This window comes from Desulfosporosinus fructosivorans (assembly GCF_004766045.1).
Taxonomy (GTDB): domain Bacteria; phylum Bacillota; class Desulfitobacteriia; order Desulfitobacteriales; family Desulfitobacteriaceae; genus Desulfosporosinus; species Desulfosporosinus fructosivorans.
In genome coordinates this window covers 16,173-37,790 of sequence record NZ_SPQQ01000004.1, presented here as the reverse complement: position 1 = coordinate 37,790, position 21,618 = coordinate 16,173, and the positions used below count along the sequence as shown (strand labels likewise).

The 21,618-nt window shown below is 44.1% G+C and carries 15 protein-coding genes; all 15 read left to right on the top strand.

The annotated features are described in order from the left end of the window. The first annotated feature begins 9 nt into the window (after positions 1–9). The 15 genes from xdhB (at position 10) to E4K67_RS12040 (ending at position 21,618) form a co-directional block, all read left to right on the top strand. Complete coding sequence (gene xdhB / locus E4K67_RS12110) at positions 10–888, top strand: xanthine dehydrogenase FAD-binding subunit XdhB (protein ID WP_135547057.1); 879 nt, start codon at positions 10–12, stop codon at positions 886–888. After that, the gene (gene xdhC, locus E4K67_RS12105; RefSeq protein WP_135547055.1) at positions 881–1,408 is read left to right on the top strand and encodes a xanthine dehydrogenase subunit XdhC; all 528 of its coding nucleotides are present in this window, start codon (positions 881–883) and stop codon (positions 1,406–1,408) included. The genes xdhB and xdhC overlap by 8 nt, the downstream gene beginning before the upstream one ends. Positions 1,409–1,410: 2 nt before the next feature. Beyond that, positions 1,411–4,473: a putative selenate reductase subunit YgfK gene (gene ygfK, locus E4K67_RS12100; protein ID WP_135547053.1), complete on the top strand. Its 3,063-nt coding sequence runs from the start codon at positions 1,411–1,413 to the stop codon at positions 4,471–4,473. 526 nt (positions 4,474–4,999) lie between these two features. After that, positions 5,000–6,349, top strand: coding sequence for a nucleobase:cation symporter-2 family protein (locus tag E4K67_RS12095; RefSeq protein ID WP_135547051.1), 1,350 nt, complete (start codon positions 5,000–5,002; stop codon positions 6,347–6,349). Between the two features lie 156 nt (positions 6,350–6,505). Beyond that, positions 6,506–7,720 carry an NAD-dependent dihydropyrimidine dehydrogenase subunit PreA gene (gene preA / locus E4K67_RS12090; RefSeq protein ID WP_135547048.1) on the top strand — a complete coding sequence of 405 codons (1,215 nt, stop codon included), beginning with the start codon at positions 6,506–6,508 and terminating at the stop codon, positions 7,718–7,720. 76 nt (positions 7,721–7,796) lie between these two features. Further along, entirely contained in the window at positions 7,797–9,125 is a 1,329-nt protein-coding gene (ssnA, locus tag E4K67_RS12085) for a putative aminohydrolase SsnA (RefSeq protein WP_135547046.1), read from the top strand. Positions 9,126–9,136: 11 nt separating this feature from the next. After that, complete coding sequence (thrC, locus tag E4K67_RS12080) at positions 9,137–10,378, top strand: threonine synthase (RefSeq protein WP_135547044.1); 1,242 nt, start codon at positions 9,137–9,139, stop codon at positions 10,376–10,378. A 241-nt stretch (positions 10,379–10,619) separates the two neighbouring features. Further along, on the top strand, positions 10,620–12,104 hold the full coding sequence (locus E4K67_RS12075; RefSeq protein ID WP_135547042.1) for a pyridoxal-phosphate dependent enzyme: 1,485 nt from the start codon (positions 10,620–10,622) through the stop codon (positions 12,102–12,104). Positions 12,105–12,305: 201 nt separating this feature from the next. Then, positions 12,306–13,694, top strand: a complete 1,389-nt coding sequence (locus E4K67_RS12070) for an 8-oxoguanine deaminase (protein WP_135547040.1) — start codon at positions 12,306–12,308, stop codon at positions 13,692–13,694. Positions 13,695–13,906: 212 nt separating this feature from the next. Further along, the gene (locus E4K67_RS12065) at positions 13,907–15,766 is read left to right on the top strand and encodes a UbiD family decarboxylase (RefSeq protein WP_135547038.1); all 1,860 of its coding nucleotides are present in this window, start codon (positions 13,907–13,909) and stop codon (positions 15,764–15,766) included. Positions 15,767–16,168: 402 nt separating this feature from the next. Next, a complete protein-coding gene (locus tag E4K67_RS12060) occupies positions 16,169–16,966 on the top strand; it encodes a methyltetrahydrofolate cobalamin methyltransferase (RefSeq protein WP_135547036.1) in 798 nt (265 codons plus the stop codon). An 83-nt stretch (positions 16,967–17,049) separates the two neighbouring features. Continuing rightward, a complete protein-coding gene (locus E4K67_RS12055; RefSeq protein ID WP_135547034.1) occupies positions 17,050–17,679 on the top strand; it encodes a cobalamin B12-binding domain-containing protein in 630 nt (209 codons plus the stop codon). Between the two features lie 2 nt (positions 17,680–17,681). Continuing rightward, positions 17,682–18,791, top strand: coding sequence for a uroporphyrinogen decarboxylase family protein (locus E4K67_RS12050; protein ID WP_135547032.1), 1,110 nt, complete (start codon positions 17,682–17,684; stop codon positions 18,789–18,791). Between the two features lie 212 nt (positions 18,792–19,003). Next, a complete protein-coding gene (locus tag E4K67_RS12045; RefSeq protein ID WP_135547030.1) occupies positions 19,004–20,887 on the top strand; it encodes an ASKHA domain-containing protein in 1,884 nt (627 codons plus the stop codon). Then, positions 20,887–21,618, top strand: a complete 732-nt coding sequence (locus E4K67_RS12040; protein WP_135547028.1) for a GntR family transcriptional regulator — start codon at positions 20,887–20,889, stop codon at positions 21,616–21,618. Before E4K67_RS12045 ends, E4K67_RS12040 begins: the two co-directional genes overlap by 1 nt.

Sequence of the window (21,618 nt, the reverse complement as noted above, 5' to 3'; positions counted from 1 at the left end):
GGTGATGAGATGTACAATATTATTGGATATTATGATGCGGAAACCATCGGTGAAGCGACAACGCTCCTTGCGGCAAAACCCAATTTGGAACTCATTGCGGGTGGTACAGACGTACTGATTAAGATGCACGGAAAGTCTGAAGACGTCGAGCTCCTCAGTCTTCGCAAGATAAAATCTCTAGAGATTATACGCATTGCTGAGGATGGGACGATTGTCATTGGCGCGCTATCTACCTTTGTTCGAGTTTTTAATGATCCTATCATTCGAGAAATGATCCCCATTTTAACTGAAGCGGCCGTCTCGATGGGGGGGCCACAAATCAGAAATATTGCCACGATTGGTGGAAATGTCTGCAGTGGGGCAACTTCTGGAGACAGTGCATCCACGTTGTTTGCGCTCAATGCTCAGTTGAAATTAGTGAGTTATGAAGGGGAACGCATTGTTCCGATCCAAGAGTTTTACCTCGGACCGGGCAAAGTGGCTCTAAAATATGGAGAAATTCTTACTGAAATTCGCATTTCCCCGCAAGATTATCAGGGCTTCGGCGGGCAGTATATTAAGTTTGCCATGCGTGAAGCTATGGATATTGCCACGCTTGGCGTTGCAGTAATTTGCAAACTGCAAGGTAAAAAATTTGACAAGGTTAGAATTGCGCTTGGAGTAGCGGGTCCCACCCCTTTGAGGTGTCTTGAGGCAGAAGAGTATGCCCAAGGAAAAGAAGTTTCCGTGGAAACTGTGGCGGAGATTGGCAAACTAGCCGTTAACTCTACCAAAGCACGAACGTCTTGGCGGGCATCTAAAGAATATCGGGAACATCTTGTCGAAGAACTTGTGCAAAGAGCCCTGAAAGTAGCCATTGTCAACGCAGGAGGTGTGGAACTTGTTTAAACGAATAGCGTTTTCCGTCAATGGTAAAGCCTTTAATATAGAAGTAGATATTCGAGAATCATTGTTGGAATTGTTGAGAAATCACTTAGGATACACTGGAGCAAAAAAAGGGTGTGGGGTTGGCGAATGTGGCGCGTGTAGCGTGCTGATTGATGGAGTACCGTTTGATTCCTGCATCTATTTGGCAGTCTGGGCGGATGGTAAGGCGATTACGACCATTGAAGGAGTTGCTTCAAAAAGTGGAGAACTCTCTGATGTTCAAAAGGCGTATGTTGATGAAGGGGCTGTGCAATGTGGATTTTGTACCCCTGGCCTTGTCTTAACGACCACGGCTTTGGCGGAGAGTGGCAAAGAGTTTACGCGAGAAGAACTTAAACGAGAACTCTCGGGCCATCTCTGCCGCTGTACTGGTTATCAGAGCATCTTAAAAGCTGCTGAAAAATCATTAGACGGGCATATTTGCACCTGTGTGGATAGCCCTCATTATAAACAACAACAAGAAAGAATTGAGGAACAATAATTATGATGAGTGACAAGATGGTGCAAATTCCCTTTAACAAACTTGTTAATTGGATGTTCGAGGAATATAAACGAACTCAAACTATTTTCGGTGTATCTGAAGTAAAGTTCTTTAAGAAAACTAACGACCAGCAAATTAAGCTCTTTGGTGAAACCATGGAGACGCCAGTAGGGCCTGCAGCTGGTCCGCACACCCAACTAGCCCAAAACATTATCGCTTCTTATCTGAGCGGGAGTCGGTTTTTTGAGCTGAAATCCGTCCAAATCATGGATGAGTTAGAGATCCCTAAGCCTTGTATCCTAGCGGAGGACGAATGCTATAATACGGAGTGGTCGACAGAGCTTCCGATCATGGGTGCCTTTGACGAGTATGTCAAAGCGTGGTTTGCGTTACATGTGTTACAAAAGGAGTTCTTTAACCAAAGTGATCGTCGCTTTATGTTCAACATGAGTGTGGGATATGACCTAAAGGGAATTCAGTCTCCTAAGGTCGACGAATTTGTGGAAGGGCTTAAAGATGCCTCAAAAACGGCTATTTTTAAGGAGTGTCTCGCTTCTCTTCTCGAAAATGTTGATCAGTTCGAGAAGATTGATCGGGCCTTTATAGAACAGATTTCTCCTAATATCTGCACGTCTATCACCTTATCAACCATGCATGGCTGTCCTCCAGCAGAAATTGAAGCCATCATCAAATACCTGCTCAGCGAAAAGAAACTTCATACGTTTGTGAAGATGAATCCGACGCTTTTAGGTTATGAGTATGTGAGAAACACCTTCGATAAAATGGGTTATAAGTACATTTCCCTTAAGGAAGAATCCTTTACTCATGATCTCCAGTTTAAAGATGGCGTTGAAATGTTGAAACGCCTCAAAGCTTTTGCAGCGGACCATAAAAAAGACTTTGGAGTCAAGATGTCCAACACCTTGCCCGTGAAGATCACGAAATCTGAATTGCCGGGCGATGAAATGTATATGTCTGGCCGAGCACTTTACCCCTTAACGATTAATCTAGCGTACAAGTTAGCTGCTGAGTTCAAGGGAGATCTCAATATCTCTTATTCTGGTGGAGCGGATGCCTTTAATATTGGACGAATCTTTGAGACGGGAATCCAGCCAATTACTGTGGCTACAACCCTGCTCAAGCCCGGAGCCTATATGCGCTTTAAGCAAATGGCGGATCTATTAGACCCACTCATGGCTAACCAACAGTCAAGTAAACTCGATATGGAAAAATTAAAGGCCCTCGCGGAAAGTTCGTTTGACGATGCCAATCATCTTAAAGAAAAAAGAGACGTGATCAATCGTAAAACAGAGCTTAAGCTACCTATCTTGGATTGCTTTATTGCTCCTTGTACGGTTGGGTGTCCTATTGAACAGGATGTTCCGGAGTATCTGCGCCTAGTGGGGGAAGAGCGTTATGAGGAAGCGTTTGACGTGATAGTGTCTAAAAACCCATTCCCCTTCATTACTGGGACAATTTGTACCCATAACTGTATGACGAAGTGTACTCGTTTGGACTATGATGAGTCTGTCCATATTCGGGGGCAGAAATTAGTGGCTGCAGAAAAAGGCTTTGATGCCTATATGCAAAAGATCCCGACACTGAAGCCTGTGTCGTCTGCCAAAGTTGCGGTGATTGGAGCGGGTCCATCCGGACTGGCGGCCGCCTATTTCCTGGCCAAAGGAGGTATGGAAGTCACTGTTTTTGATAAACGAGCGAAAGCCGGCGGTACGGTCGAATATGTGATTCCGGACTTCAGAATCTCCAGAGAAGCAATTAGTAAGGATATTAAGCTCATCGAAAAAATGGGCGTTAAGTTCGAATTTGGGGTTGATCCGAAGGTTTCCGTCTCAGAATACAAAGCTAAAGGATTTCAATACGTCTATTTAGCCATTGGCGCAGGGAAGACCAATGACTTGGATATCCAAGGAGATACCGAGCGTGTGATGGGAGCAATTCCATTCTTAGAAGACTTCAATTCGAACAAAGATGCCTTAAAGCTTGGCAAGAACGTGGCGGTAGTCGGAGGCGGTAATTCAGCTATGGACGCGGCTCGGGCTGCTCTGAGGGTGAAAGGCGTCGAGAATGTCTATGTCGTTTATCGTAGAACGAAAGACTATATGCCTGCAGACCATGAAGAATTGATCTATGCGGTTGAAGATGGAGTAATCTTTAAGGAACTTCTTGCTCCCGTCTCCTTGACTAAAGGTGTCTTGAAATGTCAGAAGATGGCCTTAGGTCAAGCGGATGGGTCTGGGCGAAGGAGACCAATGGCCGTAGAGGGTGCTTTTGAAGAATTGTTGATCGATACCGTTTTGTCGGCGATTGGGGAATTGATCGATTATGATCTGTTAAAGAGTAACGGAATCGAAGTTGGGGAGAAAGGCGTCATCCGAGTCAACGAGGAAACGCTGGAGACCAATGTAGAAAATGTCTTCATCGGTGGAGATGCTTTGGTAGGGCCTTGGACAGTGGTTGGAGCAGCTAAGCACGGAACAATCGTAGCCAAAGCCATTTTGGAAAAAGAACAGCTTGTTTTTAAACAAGAGTTTATCTCTAAGATTGCTTTTAATAATGAAAAGCAGTTGTTAGAAATTGCTGAAAAGAAAGGTGTAATGAAACCAGTTGCCGATCACAAACTAGAATCCGATAGGTGTTTAGAGTGTAACAAAGTGTGTAATATCTGTGCTGAGGTTTGTCCAAACCGCGCTAACCTGATGATTCCGGTTAATGGAAAAGGCTTAACGAATATGAACCAGATCCTGCACGTGGACGGGATGTGTAATGTCTGCGGAAACTGCGCAACCTTCTGCCCGTATTCTAGTGAGCCGTACAAGGTTAAATTAACGTTATTCTGGAGTGAAAAAGACTTCCAGGATAGTGATAACTCAGGCTTCCTCGTCGTGGAGGATGGGGCTGAGGTAGTAGTAAAGCTTCGCCTGGCTGGGGAAATAAGCACGGTCAAGTTTGACGAATCAGGTAAAACGGATGTGCAGATTGATGAGTCTATAGCTGCTTTTGTTTGGACCGTCATAGATAAATACGGTTATTTGTATAAAATCTAAAAAATTGCGCATAGTTAGAGAGGTCAAGAAATACATTGGCCTCTCTTTTCTTCAAGCTTTAAAGGCCTGAAAGTTGGGGCTAACCAACTTATTTAACAAAGAATTGTAGATATAAATGGTATACATAAGGTTCTATTTTCTAGTTGTCTGCGGATTTTTCTCTATAATAAGACCGGAGGAATACATTTCTTTCAAGTATTATTGTATTGATAAGCATATTTATCAAAGTGATAAATATGCGAAGAGTTGGCTATAATGCGTTAATATTAAAAAATTCTGTAAGAAGGATTCCAAGTTGTAAAATTCCTGTCAAAATATTTATCATTATGATAAAGAGAAATGTGATTTTTTTGTAGAAAAGCTTATTATAGGCGAACTTAGCGGTTTTTATTAGATTGGCACGAATCTTGCTATATATTTGGCTATCCAGTCTAATTGTATTTTTCTCTTAAGGATTCTAGGGCAAGGAGGTGGAAAGGGGCTAGGGTTAGATTATTCCACGTAAATATAAGGAGGAACGAAAATAATGGCTACTACGAAAAATGTTGTTGCACCTGTTGATGAGATGTTGCCTGCTCCGAAACTCTTTTTGTTTGGATTACAACACGTGCTGGCAATGTATGCTGGAGCGGTTGCTGTCCCTCTGATCATCGCAGCTGCTGCTGGTTTAACACAAGCACAAACCGCTTTTTTGATTAACGCTGACTTGTTTACATGCGGTATTGCCACCCTACTCCAGACCTTGGGAATTTGGAAAATCGGAATTAAAATCCCTGTTATCCAAGGGGTTACCTTTGCTGCCGTTACGCCTATGGTTATTATGGCCAAGAGTGGTGGTATGCCGCTGATTTTTGGATCCGTGATAGTAGCCGGTCTATTTACTTTTTTAGCAGCACCGTATTTTAGTAAGTTGATCCGCTTTTTCCCGCCGATTGTTACGGGGAGCATTATCACGATCATCGGGGTATCTCTCCTGCCAGTGGGTGTTAACTGGGCTGCAGGCGGAGTTGGAAACAAGAACTTCGGCTCGTTAACGTTTATTGCTGTAGCAGCAATTGTGCTTTTGGCCATTCTCTTGATTAATAAATTATTTACAGGTTTCATATCCCACATTGCAGTTTTGCTCGGTTTAATCGTCGGCCTTGTAGTAGCCATACCCTTTGGACTTGTAGACTTTTCGGGAGTTGCTTCTGCACCTTGGATTGGTATTGATACGCCCTTTTTCTTCGGATTTCCAACCTTTGACATTGGTTCTATCATTGCCATGATTCTTGTTATGTTGGTTGTTATGGTTGAGTCAACGGGAGATTTTCTGGCCATTGGTGAGATGGTCGGCAAAAAGATCGGTGAAAAGGACCTTACGGCTGGGTTAAGAGCGGATGGATTAGCCACTATGCTCGGCGGTATCTTCAACGCTTTCCCATACACGGCTTTTGCACAGAACGTCGGATTGGTCGGCTTAACAGGGGTTAAGAGTCGTTTTGTCGTTGCGACTTCTGGTCTGATCTTGGTTGTCTTGGGCTTGTTCCCTAAAATGGCTACAATTATCGCATCCCTACCTGTCCCAGTACTTGGGGGAGCTGGAATCGCTATGTTTGGAATTGTAGCTGCAAGCGGTATTAAAACTCTCGCTAAAGTCGACTTCGAGAAAAACGTTAATAACATTTTCATTGTTGCTATTAGTATCGGGATTGGCCTGATTCCCGTAGTAGTTCCAACCTTTTTCCAACACTTCCCATCTTGGAGCCAAACCATTATGCATAGTGGTATTACTTTAGGTTCAATCACGGCAATTGTCCTTAATGCCTTCTTTAATGGCAGTAAAGGTGCAGGAGATATTGATGAACTTAAAGAAAATGCTGGAATGAATGCCTAAAACATTAGAGGTGGGAGAGAATATCCTTTCCCACCTTTTCACGACTAGTATGTATGTAAGGGCAATTTTTGATGAATTGCCCTTACATGGTCAGGGGTTTGGCAATTCGTGAATTGTCCCTACCGGAAATCTGGTACAGCGAAGGGGTTTTAGGGAATGGCTGTCGATTTATCCGTTGAGTTTTGCGGATTAAAACTTGAGAATCCCTTTGTTTTAGCTCCATCTCCCAGCACAGATCAGCTCGATCTCTTGATTGAAGCTTTCGACGCCGGGTGGGCTGGAGCAGTTCTAAAGACCGTTGCAGTAGATTCTAGTGTTGTTAGTAGGGTTTTCCCCTTAGTCATGCGGATTGAACAAAGCGGAGCATTTATAGGCTTGCAAAATATCGATCTCGTCTCTGAACATTCAGTTGAGTTTATGGAACAAATGGTCGTTACCTTAAAAAACCGTTTCCCAAATAAAGTTGTGATTCCTAGTATAATGGCCAGCACAAAGGAAGATTGGCAATCGCTGACGAAACGATTTGTCGCTGCGGGTGCTGATATTATTGAATGTAGTATCTGGTGTCCCCATGGAGCTGAATGGGGTTTGTGTACTAAAGTTCAAGACCCCGTAGGAACTGAGCAAATCGCTCGTTGGGTGAAGGAAGCAGCCGGAGACGTTCCCGTTGTTATTAAATTATCTGCACAAGATTCCGATATCATTGCTACTGCTGTGGCGGTAGAACGTGGTGGTGCGGATGGAGTATGTGCGATAAACACGATAAAAAGTATTACTGGTGTTAACCTGGATACCTTAATTCCCTATCCCAATGTAGCAGGGGTATCGACGTATGGTGGACTCTCTGGCCCAGCCTTGAAGCCGATTGCTTTACGCTGTACGGCAGAGATTGCCCAAAATGTAGATCTAGATATTGCGTCTAGTGGTGGGATTACCACTTGGCAGGATGGTGCTGAATTCTTGCTCCTAGGAGCGAGTACCTTGCAAATTTGCACCGCCGTCTTGCGTTTCGGAATAGGAATTATTCAAGAGCTTCGCGCTGGCTTAGAGAGTTGGATGGAAGAAAAGGGTTTCCAAAGCATAACAGAAGTTATTGGCCGCTCACTCCCGTATTTAGTAGAACATTCCCAGCTTCCGAGAGGCATTCAAGTTGTTTCTCAAATCCAGTCCGAATTATGTAATGGGTGCAGAAGTTGTTTAACCGCTTGTCGGACAGGAGGAAACAATGCCATTATTTGGAGAGAAGGGTTTCCTCAGGTTATAATGAACAAGTGCATTGGGTGTGGTATTTGTCGGGCGATGTGTTTCGAAAAGGCAATCACCCTAGTTCGACCTTCCGGAGCCGTGAATACAAGTAAAATTCAATTCTAATAATTGCCCAAAAATTCATCTTTAGTTGAACGAGTTCATTATATTAGCGAAGATATTAGTCAGAAAGGGTGAGAGTATGCTATTAATCGGAAATGGTACAGTTTTAACTCTAGGTAAAAGTAATCAGGTCATTCCAAAGGGTGGCGTTCTAATTCAAGACACCAAGATCATTGAAGTCGGCTCAACCCAAGATTTGCAAACTCGGTTTCCAGATGCGGAGTTTATCGACGCTCATGGAAAGTTGATCATGCCAGGAATGATCAATACTCATATGCATCTTTACAGCACCTTCGCTCGGGGAATGGATTCCAAAAGTAAACCGCCAAAAAGCTTTGGAGATATCCTAGAAGGGCTTTGGTGGAAACTAGATAAATTATTGTCCATTGAAGACGTTTATTATAGTGGTCTTACCCCTTTAATTGAATGTATTAAAACTGGTACAACGACAATTGTTGACCATCATGCCAGTCCTATGACTATTACTGGAAGTCTATTTGCTCTCTCCAAAGCAGCCAAGGAAATGGGAGTTCGCGCCGCTTTTTGCTACGAGGTCTCGGACCGAGATGGCGAAGAGATTGCCAATGAAGGGATTCGAGAAAATGTCGACTTTATCGCAGCGTGTCAGGCTAACCCTGAACCTATGGTCGCAGGAATGTTCGGGCTCCACGCTTCATTAACTTTATCCGATAAAACCTTAGCTGCGAGTAGTGAGGCAGCTAAGAGTCTTGGAGCAGGTTTTCATGTTCATGTTGCCGAAGGTAAAGAAGACCTAGAAGATTGCCTCGACAAATATGGAATGCGGGTAGTTGAACGTTTAGAAAAATTTGATATTCTGGGACCAAAGACCATTGCAGTACACTGTGTGCATATCGATGATCATGAAATCGACATCCTGAAAAAAACTCAAACTCAAGTGGTGCATAACCCAGAATCAAATATGGGGAACGCTGTTGGAGTAACACCTGTTCTTAAAATGTTGGAAAAAGGGGTCCAAGTAGGACTTGGAACAGATGGCTATACGTGCGATATGTTTGAGAGTAGTAAAGTCGCTAATATACTTCATAAACATGCCGCAGCTGATCCAAGTGTCGCCTGGGGCGAAGTTCCTCAAATGCTTTATGGAAATAACCCTGAGATTGCGTCAAAACTCTTTGGTGGGAAATTCGGAGAATTAGTCGAAGGAGCTTGGGCCGATGTCATTGTCGTGGATTATATACCACCCACTCCCCTGAATGCTAACAATTGGACAGGGCATCTTCTCTTTGGGGTCTCTGGACGGTCTGTTGAAACGACGGTTATCAATGGGCGAGTACGCATGCTCAATCGAAAACTAATAGACATCGATGAGGTAGCCATAGGAGAACGTTCACGTGAATTGGCACAGGGTGTATGGAATAGAATTTGAGGTGATTTTAGTTGAAGAATGTATTAGGACTACGCTGTATTGAATGTAAAAAGGAAGTGCCCTCTGAAGCAGGGACGTATACTTGCCCGTCTTGTGGCTCAAAAGGTGGCATTATGGATGTCATATATGACTACCAGGAGATCAACCGGATGACGACTCGTGAGCAAGTGACAAACTCTAAAGACAATTCGATATTTCGCTATCTTCCCTTTTTACCGATTCATCCAGAATCTGCTCGCCCTCATCTAAGAGTGGGCTGGAGTCCACTCTATAAACCTCAGGGACTGGGGAAAAGTCTAGGAATGAGTAACTTGTATATCAAAGATGACGGTCAGAATCCGACCGCTTCTTTGAAAGATCGAGCCTCGATCATCGCGGTTATTAGAGCAGTGGAGGAAAAGGCTCCGACAGTTGCCGCTTCTTCAACAGGGAATGCAGCCTCGTCGTTGGCTGGAAGCGCTGCTGCTATGGGCATTAAATCAGTGATCTTTGTACCTAGTCGCGCGCCCCAAGGGAAGATCGCCCAATTGCTGATTTTCGGAGCTACCGTGATCAGTGTTCAGGGGTCTTATGAAGATACCTTCAGACTGTCGGCCGAGGCGATTGATCGTTTTGGTTGGTACAATCGGAATGCCGCCATTAACCCTTACCTTGTTGAAGGCAAGAAGACGGTTGCTTTGGAGATCGCCGAGCAATTAAACTGGGAAGTACCGGACTGGGTGATCCTTTCTGTCGGGGACGGCTGCACCATAGCCGGGGTTTGGAAAGGGTTTATGGATCTTTACAGTGCTGGATGGATTGATCGCTTACCTAAAATCGCAGGAGTTCAGTCCACAGGATGTTGCCCACTCGTCGATGCTTTCTTGGAAGATCGCCCTTGGACTCCCAAGGAAGAGAACACGATCGCCGATAGTATTGCAGTCGGGGTGCCGCGCAATCCAGATAAGGCCTTAAATGCTGTTCGCGAATCGGGAGGCACAATGGTTGCTGTATCTGACGAAGCAATCTTGGATGCGATGCGCGAGCTGGGGAGAACCAGCGGTATTTTCGGAGAACCGGCTGGTGTGACTGGAACGGCTGGGCTGAAGGTCTTGCTGGAAAAAGGGATCATTGGAGCGGACGAAAAAGTTGTTTCTATCGTTACGGGTAATGGCCTAAAAGATGTCCAGAATGCCATTAAAGCCGTCGGTGAGCCCATTAAGGTAGAGCCTTCGCTGAAAGAACTGTTAGTGAAGTTGGAAGGCAAGATCTGAAGACGGAGGTCACAAGGCAGAGCGTGGCAAAGGGACGTTTTGTTTGCCATATCTCAAGTGTCAAGTCCGGAATACATTACAAATTTTGAGGGTTACAAATATTAAGGAATAGACAAGACAGTGGTCAATTCACTTGAAATTTGATGCGGTATAAATGATGAGGTGAACTCGGTGGCGAACAAAACGTCCCCGTGGCACGCGAACTCTGAACTACGAGCTAAGAATTAAAGGAGGCAGATATATGAATAATTTGATCGATTTGACTATTAATGAAGAGCAACTTAAAAAAACGGTGCAGAGTGTTAAAGAGAGAAACGTAGTTATCCCTACCATGGCTCAAATGAAGGATCCTAGCAAAATACCGGCGAATGTAAAAGAAAAATTGAAGAAGACTGGGTTATGGGACGTTGACCCAATTAACTTGTTCAGAATTTCTTGGAAAAACCAACCTGTCAAAGAAGGTGGCTTATTCAATCCATTGCCCAACTATGTTGAAATTCCTTCTGAGATTTCTGGGGTTAAGGCAAGGGTCATAGCTATGTCAGGAAAGTATTTTCCAACAGGAGCCCACAAGGTTGGAGCAAGCTTTGCTTGTTTAGTTCCTCGTTTGGTGACTGGGCAATTTGATCCGAAATTTCATGAGGCAGTTTGGCCTTCAACAGGAAACTACTGCCGTGGCGGAGCCTATAATTCAGCCTTATTAGGGTGTAAGTCCATAGCTATTCTGCCGGAAAATATGAGTCGAGAGCGTTTCGAATGGCTGAAGACCGTTGCGGGAGAAATTATCGCGACTCCTGGCAGTGAAAGTAACGTCAAGGAAATCTATGATAAAACTTGGGAACTCAAAAGAACCCGAGAAAATGTTGTAATCTTTAATCAGTTTGGAGAACTCGGCAATCATTTATGGCACTATGAAGTCACGGGTAATGCTATGCATGATATTATCAAAGCTGAAATCGGCGCTAAGGGCAAATTTGCCGGGGTCTGCTTAACGTCTGGTTCGGCTGGAACATTGGGGAGCGGAGACTACTTAAAAGATCAATACCCCAATGCTAAGATTGCCGTTGGTGAAGCTTTACAGTGCCCAACCTTATTGAATAATGGTTTTGGGGAACACAGAATTGAAGGGATCGGAGATAAACATATCCCTTGGGTTCATAATGTTAAAAATTCAGATATGGTGATAGCCATTGATGACAACGATAGTTTGGGTCTGTTCCGGCTTTGTAATGAACCCGCTGGACAAGAATATTTAAGAGAGCAAGGGGTTTCTGAAGAGGTTATCTCCAAACTTACATGGGTTGGAATTTCCGGCGCAGCTAACATCCTATCCTGCATTAAATTCGCCAAATACTACGAGTTAACAGAAGATGATATTGTCATAACAGTCCTCACCGACTCTGCAGAAATGTATCAGTCGAGATTGCAAGAAATGGAAGCAGAGAAAGGGCGTAAATATAGTTCGTTGGATGCTGCCATTGACCATAACAGATATGTTTTGGGTGTTAGAACGGACAGTATGGAAGAGTTAACCTACCAAAGTAAAAAACGCATTCATAACCTCAAGTACTATACTTGGATTGAACAACAAGAGTACAGTATGGATGAGTTGAATGCACAGTGGTACGATTACGACAATTACTGGGGTAAACTGCATCAAATGGGTCCAGAACTCGATAAATTGATTGAACAGTTTAATGAGCGAACTGGGTTGACGAGCAAGTAATACAGGAAATCCGGAAAACTCAACCCGCGAACATCCATTGTTCAAGGTTCATCCATACGTGAAATAGCTAGAGTGAAAAGAGGCAGAGGTTCTTGCACAGGAACCACTGTCTCTTTTTAAACTTTTATCAATTTATCTACCTGGTTTCAGGCGATATTGTGTTTCATAAGAGGGTAATGTAAGCTGAAAGGGGATACATCCATGTCTATCTTGATTAAAAATGCTTCTACGATTGTTACGTTTAATGACTGTGATGAAATAATCCAGAATGGTGATCTTTTGATCGAAGGGAAGGAAATTGTTGCAGTGGGGCGAGATTTGAGTTTAACTTCTGAGCAAACGCAAATTATTGACGCCCGTGGAATGGTCGTTCTCCCAGGATTAGTCAATACTCATCATCATCTCTATCAGACCTTGTTCCGTGGGCTTCCAGAGGTCCAAGGAATGCCACTTTTCTCCTGGCTGATTAATCTCTATGAATTTTGGCGTCATATCACCCCGGACGCAGTTTATTATGGGGCGATGGTAGGCTTTAGCGAACTTTTGCGGACTGGGTGTACTTTAACAACTGATCATCATTACGTTTTTCCGAAGGGACAAGCGACTGACTTAATTGATAATCAAATCACAGCGGCTCAGGAGATCGGAATTCGTTTTCATGCCACCCGTGGCTCCATGTCCTTGGGTAAAAGCGATGGAGGCCTACCCCCTGACGAGGTGGTTCAGGATGCAAAGACGATTCTTAGAGACTCTCAGCGTTTGATCGAAAGGTATCATGATCCCTCGCCTTATGCTATGACTCGACTGGCGTTGGCCCCTTGTTCCCCGTTTTCTGTGAGTCTAGACTTGATGCGTCAATCTCAAATCTTGGCCAGGGAAAAAGGGGTCATGTTGCATACCCATTTGGCTGAAACTATTGATGAGGAGACGTTTTGTTTAGAACGCTACGGGCGTCGTCCGGTTGAATTGATGGAAGATGTGGGCTGGATCGGGCCGGACGTATGGTTTGCCCATGCTATTCATCTTAGTGGACGAGAAATTGCTCTTCTGGCTCAGAGTGGATCAGGGGTCGCGCACTGCCCGAGTTCCAATATGAAACTCGGAAGTGGAATTTGCCCGACGACTGATTTAGTAAAAGCTGGCGCCAAATTAGGGATTGCTGTCGACGGTAGCGCCAGTAACGATGGCTCGAATATGTGGGAAGAAGTCCGTAGAGCGTATCTATTAAACCATCTGCGCTACAAAGAACAGGGCTTTTCAGCCTATGAGACTTTAAAATGTGCTACTCGCGGGGGAGCGGATGTCTTGGGGCGTTCTGATACAGGGCGTCTAGAAGCAGGCAAGGCAGCTGACATTATTTTAATGGATCTTAAGGATGTAGCCTATGCAGGCTGTCACGACCCATTGGTTTCGATTGTGTGCTGCGGAAATCACAGCTTGGTGGATACCACGATTGTTAACGGGAAGGTAGTTGTAAGAAAGGGACAACTTATAACTCAGGATACTGAGGAGATTCGGAAAAAAGCTCATCAAGTGGCCAGTGAAATCGTTCAGAAGGAGCGAGGGTTGAAGGGGTTAGCTGAAAATTGACAGCATATAGGCTGTTGGATGCGGACGCATAAGGAATGGTCCTTTAATATCGAAAGGATATCCCTTGGAGTGTGTCAAAAGGACCGCCTACTCAACGCTAGGACCGTCCTTTTGACACACTCCAACTTGCATACAACACGTATTTTGCTGTATTCTAAGTGTGACTATACATATTTTGATAACAATAATGTGTTGATTGGAGATAAATAATTATGTATCGTAATCTAGAAGATTGCATAATAGATTTAGAAAAGAATGGACATTTGATACGTATTCAAGAAGAAGTAGATCCCTATCTTGAGATGGCGGCTATACATATGAAAGTTTATGCGGCCGGCGGGCCTGCTTTGTTGTTTGAACATGTCAAAGGCTCGAAATTCCGGGCGGTTTCCAATCTTTTCGGAACCTTAGAACGCAGTAAGTTTATATTCCGAGATACATGGGAAGACGTACAGAGCGTAATGGCTCTGCGCAACGATCCAATGAAAGCCTTTAAAAACCCGATTAAGAGTATCAAAACTGGGTTGGCAGCAGGGAAAGCCTTGCCTTTAAAAATGAGTGGAAGTCTAGCAGTTACTGTTCAGGAAATTAATATCGCTGACCTTCCGCTCATACAACACTGGCCGATGGACGGTGGAGCATTTATTACGTTGCCCCAAGTGTATACAGAAGATCTGGATAAGCCGGGGATTATGAATTCCAATTTGGGTATGTATCGTGTTCAACTCAATGGTAATCAATATGAGATGAATCAGGAAATTGGTGTGCATTATCAAATCCACCGGGGTATCGGTATCCATCAGGACAAAGCGAACAAACGAGGAGTCCCTCTTAAAGTGAGTATTTTTATAGGTGGGCCCCCGGCGCATACCTTGTCTGCCGTGATGCCTTTACCAGAAGGTATGAGCGAGATGACGTTTGCTGGCTTGCTGGCGGGACGTCGTTTTCGCTACGGTTATATCGATGGGTTTTGTATTAGTAATGATGCTGATTTTGTGATCACAGGAGAAATTCACCCTAGCGAAACGAAACCAGAGGGTCCCTTTGGGGATCATCTGGGTTATTATAGTCTGACTCATCCTTTTCCATTAATGAAGGTTCATAAGGTGTATGCTAAACCAAATGCTATCTGGCCGTTTACAGTTGTTGGCCGTCCGCCGCAAGAGGATACATCATTCGGTGAACTCATACACAAGTTAACAGGTGATGCAATTAAACAAGAGATTCCTGGCGTTAAAGAAGTCCACGCAGTCGATGCTGCCGGTGTGCATCCCTTGCTTTTTGCCATAGGCAGTGAACGGTATACCCCTTATCAACCTGTAAAGCAGCCGACCGAGCTGCTTACGATCGCCAATCGCATTTTAGGAACTGGACAGTTGAGCTTGGCCAAGTTTTTATTTATAACGGCTGAAGATAATCAACCAGTCGATACTCATCATGAAGTGAACTTTTTAACCTATATCCTGGAACGTATTGATCTACATCGAGACATACATTTTCAGACCAATACGACCATTGATACCCTTGATTATTCAGGAACGGGATTAAATAGTGGTAGCAAAGTGGTCTTTGCAGCTTATGGAGATAAATTAAGAGATTTATGCCAAGAAGTCCCGGGCGAATTGAATGACATACAGGGGTTTGACAATGTACGGTGGGTGATGCCAGGTGTAGTAGCGATGCAAGGTCCCAAATTTACAGATTACGCTACAGCACAACTAGAAATACAAGCTTTATGTGAAGCGATTAAGGCAAAGGGTCCAATACCATCTTGTCCGATTCCATCATGTCCGATGATCATACTATGTGATGACAGTTCATTCATGAGTGCCACGGTCAATAATTTTCTTTGGGCTACCTTCACGCGCAGCAATCCTTCCCACGACATTTATGGTGTAAATAGCTATTATGAGAATAAGCATTGGGCTTGTGATAACCTTATTATTGACGCTCGTATTAAACCTCATCAAGCACCGCCGCTGATCCCTGATCCAACTGTGGAAAAGAACATCGAGCGATTCTTTGTCAAAGGGGCTAGCTTGGAAAACGTGTCCAAGGGACGATCCTTTTAACACAGTTTTACACAAGAGGAAATCTGGGAATAAGCACTTTAATGCCTTGGAACTCGTACAAAAGGAGCGGGGTTGAAGAAAGAAAGGGTTCTGACCAAGTATTAATTATTATGGTGATAGAATAGAAGAAAAAAATAGGGGTTAGCCCGCATAGGTCTGTTTTGGTGATGTTATCCGAGAGGATAGTAATCACCAATTTTTTATGCTAGGACGTTATCGGTAAATAAATATCTGAAAGAGTAAGATTCTAAGTTTTTAAACTATTGACAAAACAGTATATATTCAATATCATAAAGACAGATGTAGACGTGTACACTAGTTAGCACTTACTTATACTCGTGGGACTTCATTCGTTTGTGATCTTACTGATGTACATATGTGTACTAGAGAAGGAGGCAGGAAATGGTTGTCGTAGGAGAATTGATCAACACTAGCCGAAAATTGATTCGCGAAGCGGTCGAGAAGAGAGATACTGACTACATTCAACAGGTTGCCAAAGCCCAAGAAGAAGCAGGTGCCCATTACTTAGACATAAACTGCGGTACTATGGTCGGCGAAGAAGTAGAAATCATGGAATGGCTGGTTAATACCGTCCAGGAGGTTACGAATCTGCCGTTGTGTATTGACAGCCCAAGCACCGAAGCGTTAATTGCAGGTCTGGAGCTCACAAAAGCCTCTATTCCTATGATCAACTCAATTACGGCTGAAGAAAAGCGGTTTCAAAGTGTACTCCCATTAATTAAAAAGTATAACGCTAAAATCATTGCTCTGTGCATAGAAGATGCTGGGATGCCAGAAACAGCTCAGGATAGACTGCGAATTGCGCGGGATTTGGTGACAAAGTTGGAGGCTGAAGGTATTTCCCAGGGGGATATTTATCTCGATCCCTTGATTAAACCGATCAGCGCAGGAGATAAGTATGGGCGGGAAGTCTTAGAGAGTATTCGCTTGATCAAGGATGCTTTTCCGGAGGTTCATTTCATGTGTGGTCTCAGTAATGTTTCTTATGGTCTCCCAAATAGGGCCCTTGTAAATCGGATGTTTATGGTTCAAACTATGGCGCTGGGCATGGATGGCTATATTTTAGATCCTACCAATAGAGACATGATGGGTGCGTTGTATGTTGCTATGGCTCTGACTGGTCAGGATCGATACTGTCGTGGATACTTAACAGCACATCGTAAAGGACTCTATAGTTAGAAACTATGTCTTGATCGCAATATTTAAGGATCATAAGGTCACACGCCTAGAGAGGCTAGATATAAAATGAGGAGGAAGAAAGTATGTACGAGAAAATTTCCAAGGCGCTAGCGGAGCTCGATGAGGATTCGGTACTGGATGGAGTTAAAGGTTTATTTGAACAAGGGGTTCCTATTTTCGATATCCTTGCAGCCTTACAAAAAGGTATGGAGGAAGTGGGCAAAAAGTTTGAAGCAAAGGAGTATTTTCTTTCAGAGCTGATTATGTCGGCCGACGTCTTTAAGGAGGCTACGGGTCTTTTGGGAGATGCGTTTAAGACGAATGCTTCAGAAACATTGGGAACAGTGGTTATGGGAACGGTCAAAGAAGATATTCATGATATTGGCAAAGATATTGTGGTCACCATCTTAAAGTGCAATGGGTTTAATGTCATTGACCTAGGCGTCGATGTACCGTATGAGAAGTTTGTCGAGGCCATCAAGGAACATAATCCCAAGATTATTGGTTTATCCTGTCTCTTGACATCCGCATTCGAGAATATGAAAGAAACAATTCTAGCTATTGAAGGGGCAGGGCTAAGAGAAGGTCGAACTATATTAATTGGCGGTGGGCCGACAGATCAAAAGGTACTTGAATATGTCAACGCTGATATGGTATGTATGAACGCGCAAGAAGCCGTCGAAACCTGCAAAAAGATTATGGGGGTGAACTAAGGATGGATAATCAAAGATTATTAGCCGAAAGAAAAGACCGAATCGCCAAAGCTACTGCCCTGGAAAAAACCGACAGAATACCCGTCGTTTTAGAGATGGCTGCATTTACTGCGAGAATCGAAAAAATATCAATCGCAGAGTGGGGAAGCGACAGCTTTATCTCAGCTCAGGCTATGATAAATACTTTTGAAAAAGTCGGTGGAGCAGATGGAGTAGATTACGGTAGTCTGTATCCACCAGTGCTTTCGTTATTATGGCTAAGTAAAGTTAAGTTAGCGGGTAAAGAACTTCCTGTAGACTCCCTCTGGCAGGTGTCAGAAGCAGAGTTAATGACTAAAGAAGACTACGACAAAATTATCACTGAAGGGTTCCCTAACTGGATGATGTCGTTTTTCCAAGCAAAAATTGGTGCAGATGTTTTCGAAAGAATTATGGCAGAGATGGAAAAGGGACCGAAAATCCAGGAAATGTGGAGAAATAAAGGAATCCCTGTACTGCAAAATAGCATGGCGACAATACCTTTTGAGTATTTTTGTGGGGCACGTTCATTTGCGAAATTTGTTCGAGACCTATACAAGATGCCTGACAAAGTGCAGGAGGCAATGGATGCGGCATTGCCATTTATGGCTCCCCAAGCGATTCAAGGAAACAAAGCACTGGGTAATGAGTATATCTGGGTTGGTGGATGGCGCGCGGCAGGCTCGATGCTTTCCCAGCCACTCTGGGATCGCTTTGTTTTCCCATATTTAGAAAAAGTGATTAACGAAACCATCGAAGCCGGGTTAACTCCCATTCTTCATTTTGACTCTGATTGGACTCGTGATTTAGAAAGGTTTAAGGTATTCCCTAAAGGTAAATGTATTTTGGAATTAGACGGTATGACGGATATCTTTAAAGCCAAGGAAATTCTGGGAGATACCATGTGTATCATGGGAGATGTTCCAGCGTCGTTGTTTACCCTTGGAACTCCGGATGAAGTCTATAAATATAGCCGTAAGTTAATTGAGGAGATAGGACCCACAGGCTTCATACTCCATTCAGGGTGCGATATTCCTATTGACGCTAAATTAGAGAATGTACAAGCCATGGTTGCAGCGGCAACGGGTAAGTAACAGTAATATAACAGTAACAGAAACGGAGCAGTCGTCCCTCACTTAGAAAAGTAGAGTCTTGGCTGTACATCAATAATTGGTGGATTGGGTGGCAGCAAGTGTAGGTTTATTGAAGTTGCTGCCACCTTCAGTATGTATTGACGGTCGAAATGACAAGAGACTATAATAGATGTGTATACGAGTAGGTTGAATAAACGAAAAAGGTAACTATCATGAAAAACATTAAAATCTCTGTCATTGACACGAGCGTGGTAGGCTCAGAAGTTACAGAAGTTACAGAAGTTACAGTTGCCTCAACTCATGAAACCCTGCTTAGTTCACTGTCAGGAGCGGGAATCATGATTGAGGCCACTTGCGGTGGTCAGGGTTCTTGCGGAAAGTGCAAGATCTGGGTTCTTAGCGGGCAGGTTGTTGATCGGGAGGGAAACACAGTTGAACCCGTAGACGGTGAGTGGTATCTTGCTTGTCAGGTATACCCTGCAGAGGATCTGGTGATTGAGCAGACGAAGCAAGCCAAGGTCAGCAGTAAGGGGGAAATAAGTGATCGTTTCTTAGAATACATCGACTTACTTCCCCCAATTAAAAAAGTTCTTATCAAGCCGGTTTATCCCACTTTAGAGAATAACTACTCGTTGCAGGAGATGATCAGGCGAGCGATCAGTGGAGATGGGGATGGAGAAGCAGATCAACCTGAGGATATCTCCATTGATATAAGTGCTTTGCAGGAATTAGCCCAAGTAGCTCTTAAAAAGGTAGACGAGATTACGATTGTCCGTAGTTCTAGCCAAATCTTAGCTTCCGAGGCTGGGGATAGCGTAGCATCCTTATATGGAGTGGCCTTCGACATCGGCAGCACCACAGTGGCGGGGATTTTGGTAGATTTGAATCAAGGGAAGGTCATTGCTGCAGCGGCTGAGACAAACCCTCAGGCAGCCTATGGTGCTGATGTGATATCCAGAATCAAAGCGGCAAAGACTGAAGATGGGTTGAAGACTCTGTCGTCTGTCGTCAGACAATGTTTAAATGATTTAGTTAATAAATTGTGTGAAGCGGCGGGGATTTCCAACAGGGATATTTATTTAGTCACTGTAGCAGGTAATTCAACTATGGAACACCTGCTAATGGGTGTCTCACCTGCGTATTTAGCCATCAGCCCTTATGTGCCAGTCTTTAACGAATTACCTTGGTTTCCCCCCAGTGGCATTGGTTTAGATATTAACTGTGGCGCAAGAATTATCGTCTTGCCCAATATCGCAAGCTTTGTGGGAGCTGATACCGTAGCCGCAATGGTTGGGGTTGACCAAGATCTTACCTCCAAGATGACGTTATTGATTGATCTGGGAACCAACGGCGAGATAGTACTCGGAAACAAGGATAAAATGCTCGTTTGCTCGACTGCAGCGGGTCCAGCTTTTGAAGGTGCCCAGTTAAGCTCTGGGATGCGGGCGGCAAACGGGGCGATTGATGATGTCACGATTACTGATAATGTCTATGTTCACACGATTAAGGATGAATTGCCTAGGGGGATTTGCGGTTCAGGCGTCATCAAAGCTATTGCTGAATTCGTTAAAGTGGGAGTTATCACGACGTCCGGAAGATTTGTCAGTGACGACAAGATGGCTCTCTTGCCTGGATCTTTGGGAAAAAGGCTTAAAGTCCAAGACAGCGGCCAAAAGGAATTTGTCCTGGTCAGGGCGGAGGAAAGCGCTACCGGTAAGGATATATCGATTACTCAGGGGGATATTCGAGAGATACAATTGGTCAAGTCCTCCATATTTACGGGTGTCGAAATCCTAATGGAGCAGCTCGGGATCACATTTGCAGAAATTGAGCAGGTTTTGGTTGCCGGAGCTTTCGGTAATAACCTTGATTTGGACAGTGCGCTGGCGATTGGGCTGGTCCCTTCAGCTGGGCGGAGTAAGATCATCCCTGTTGGCAATGCTGCAGGAACGGGTGCTGTCAAAGCAATCTTATCAGTGCGTGTATTGGAACGATGTCGGACTATTGCGAGTAAAGCCGAGTTTATTGAACTTGCAAATCACCCGGGGTTTCAGAAGAAGTTTATCAGTAACTTAGCGTTTCCGGAGGGGATTTAATGAAGACGAATAGAGATTTTATGCCGGTCTATTATCAACTGGCTGATGATTTGAAACAGCAGATAGAATCCGGGGAATTAAAGCCAGGTGATGCAGTGCCCTCAGAATCCCAACTGGTCGGCGACTACGGTATCAGTAGGGTAACCGTTCGACGAGGCTTGGCTATCTTATTGGAAGCTGGGTTGATTGAGACCGTAAGAGGGATCGGTAATTTTGTGGCCAAACCTAAGCTGAATCAGGTGACTTTAACTTTTCAGGAGAAAGACTCTCTTGAGGAGCACAAACTCAACTATCAACTGTTAGAAGTGAAACGAATTAGCGCCGATGATATAACTGCTAGCAAGCTTGGTGTTTTCAAAGGGACCAAAGTCTTTAGGATTAGGCGATTAATTCATGGCGATAATGGTCCAGTAGGTATTGATATGAAGTATCTGCCTTATATCAAGGGCCAGCCAATGCTGGAAAATGAAATTGAGTATGCGGACTTTCCTGCAATAGTCGCGAAACATACAAATATAACCATTCATAAAATTGAGATGAGGATTTCTGCAACACCCTTGTCAGCTGAAGAAGCGGAGTTGCTTAAGACTGTTGCGGGACACCCTGCGTTATGCGTTTATAGGGCCTTTTACGCAAAGGACGGTACGACCTTAGGCTTTTCTAAAACAATTTACCGAGGAGAATCCTTCGAATTAAGTGGCGTCTCTTATCCATACTCTGCAAAGGTGTGA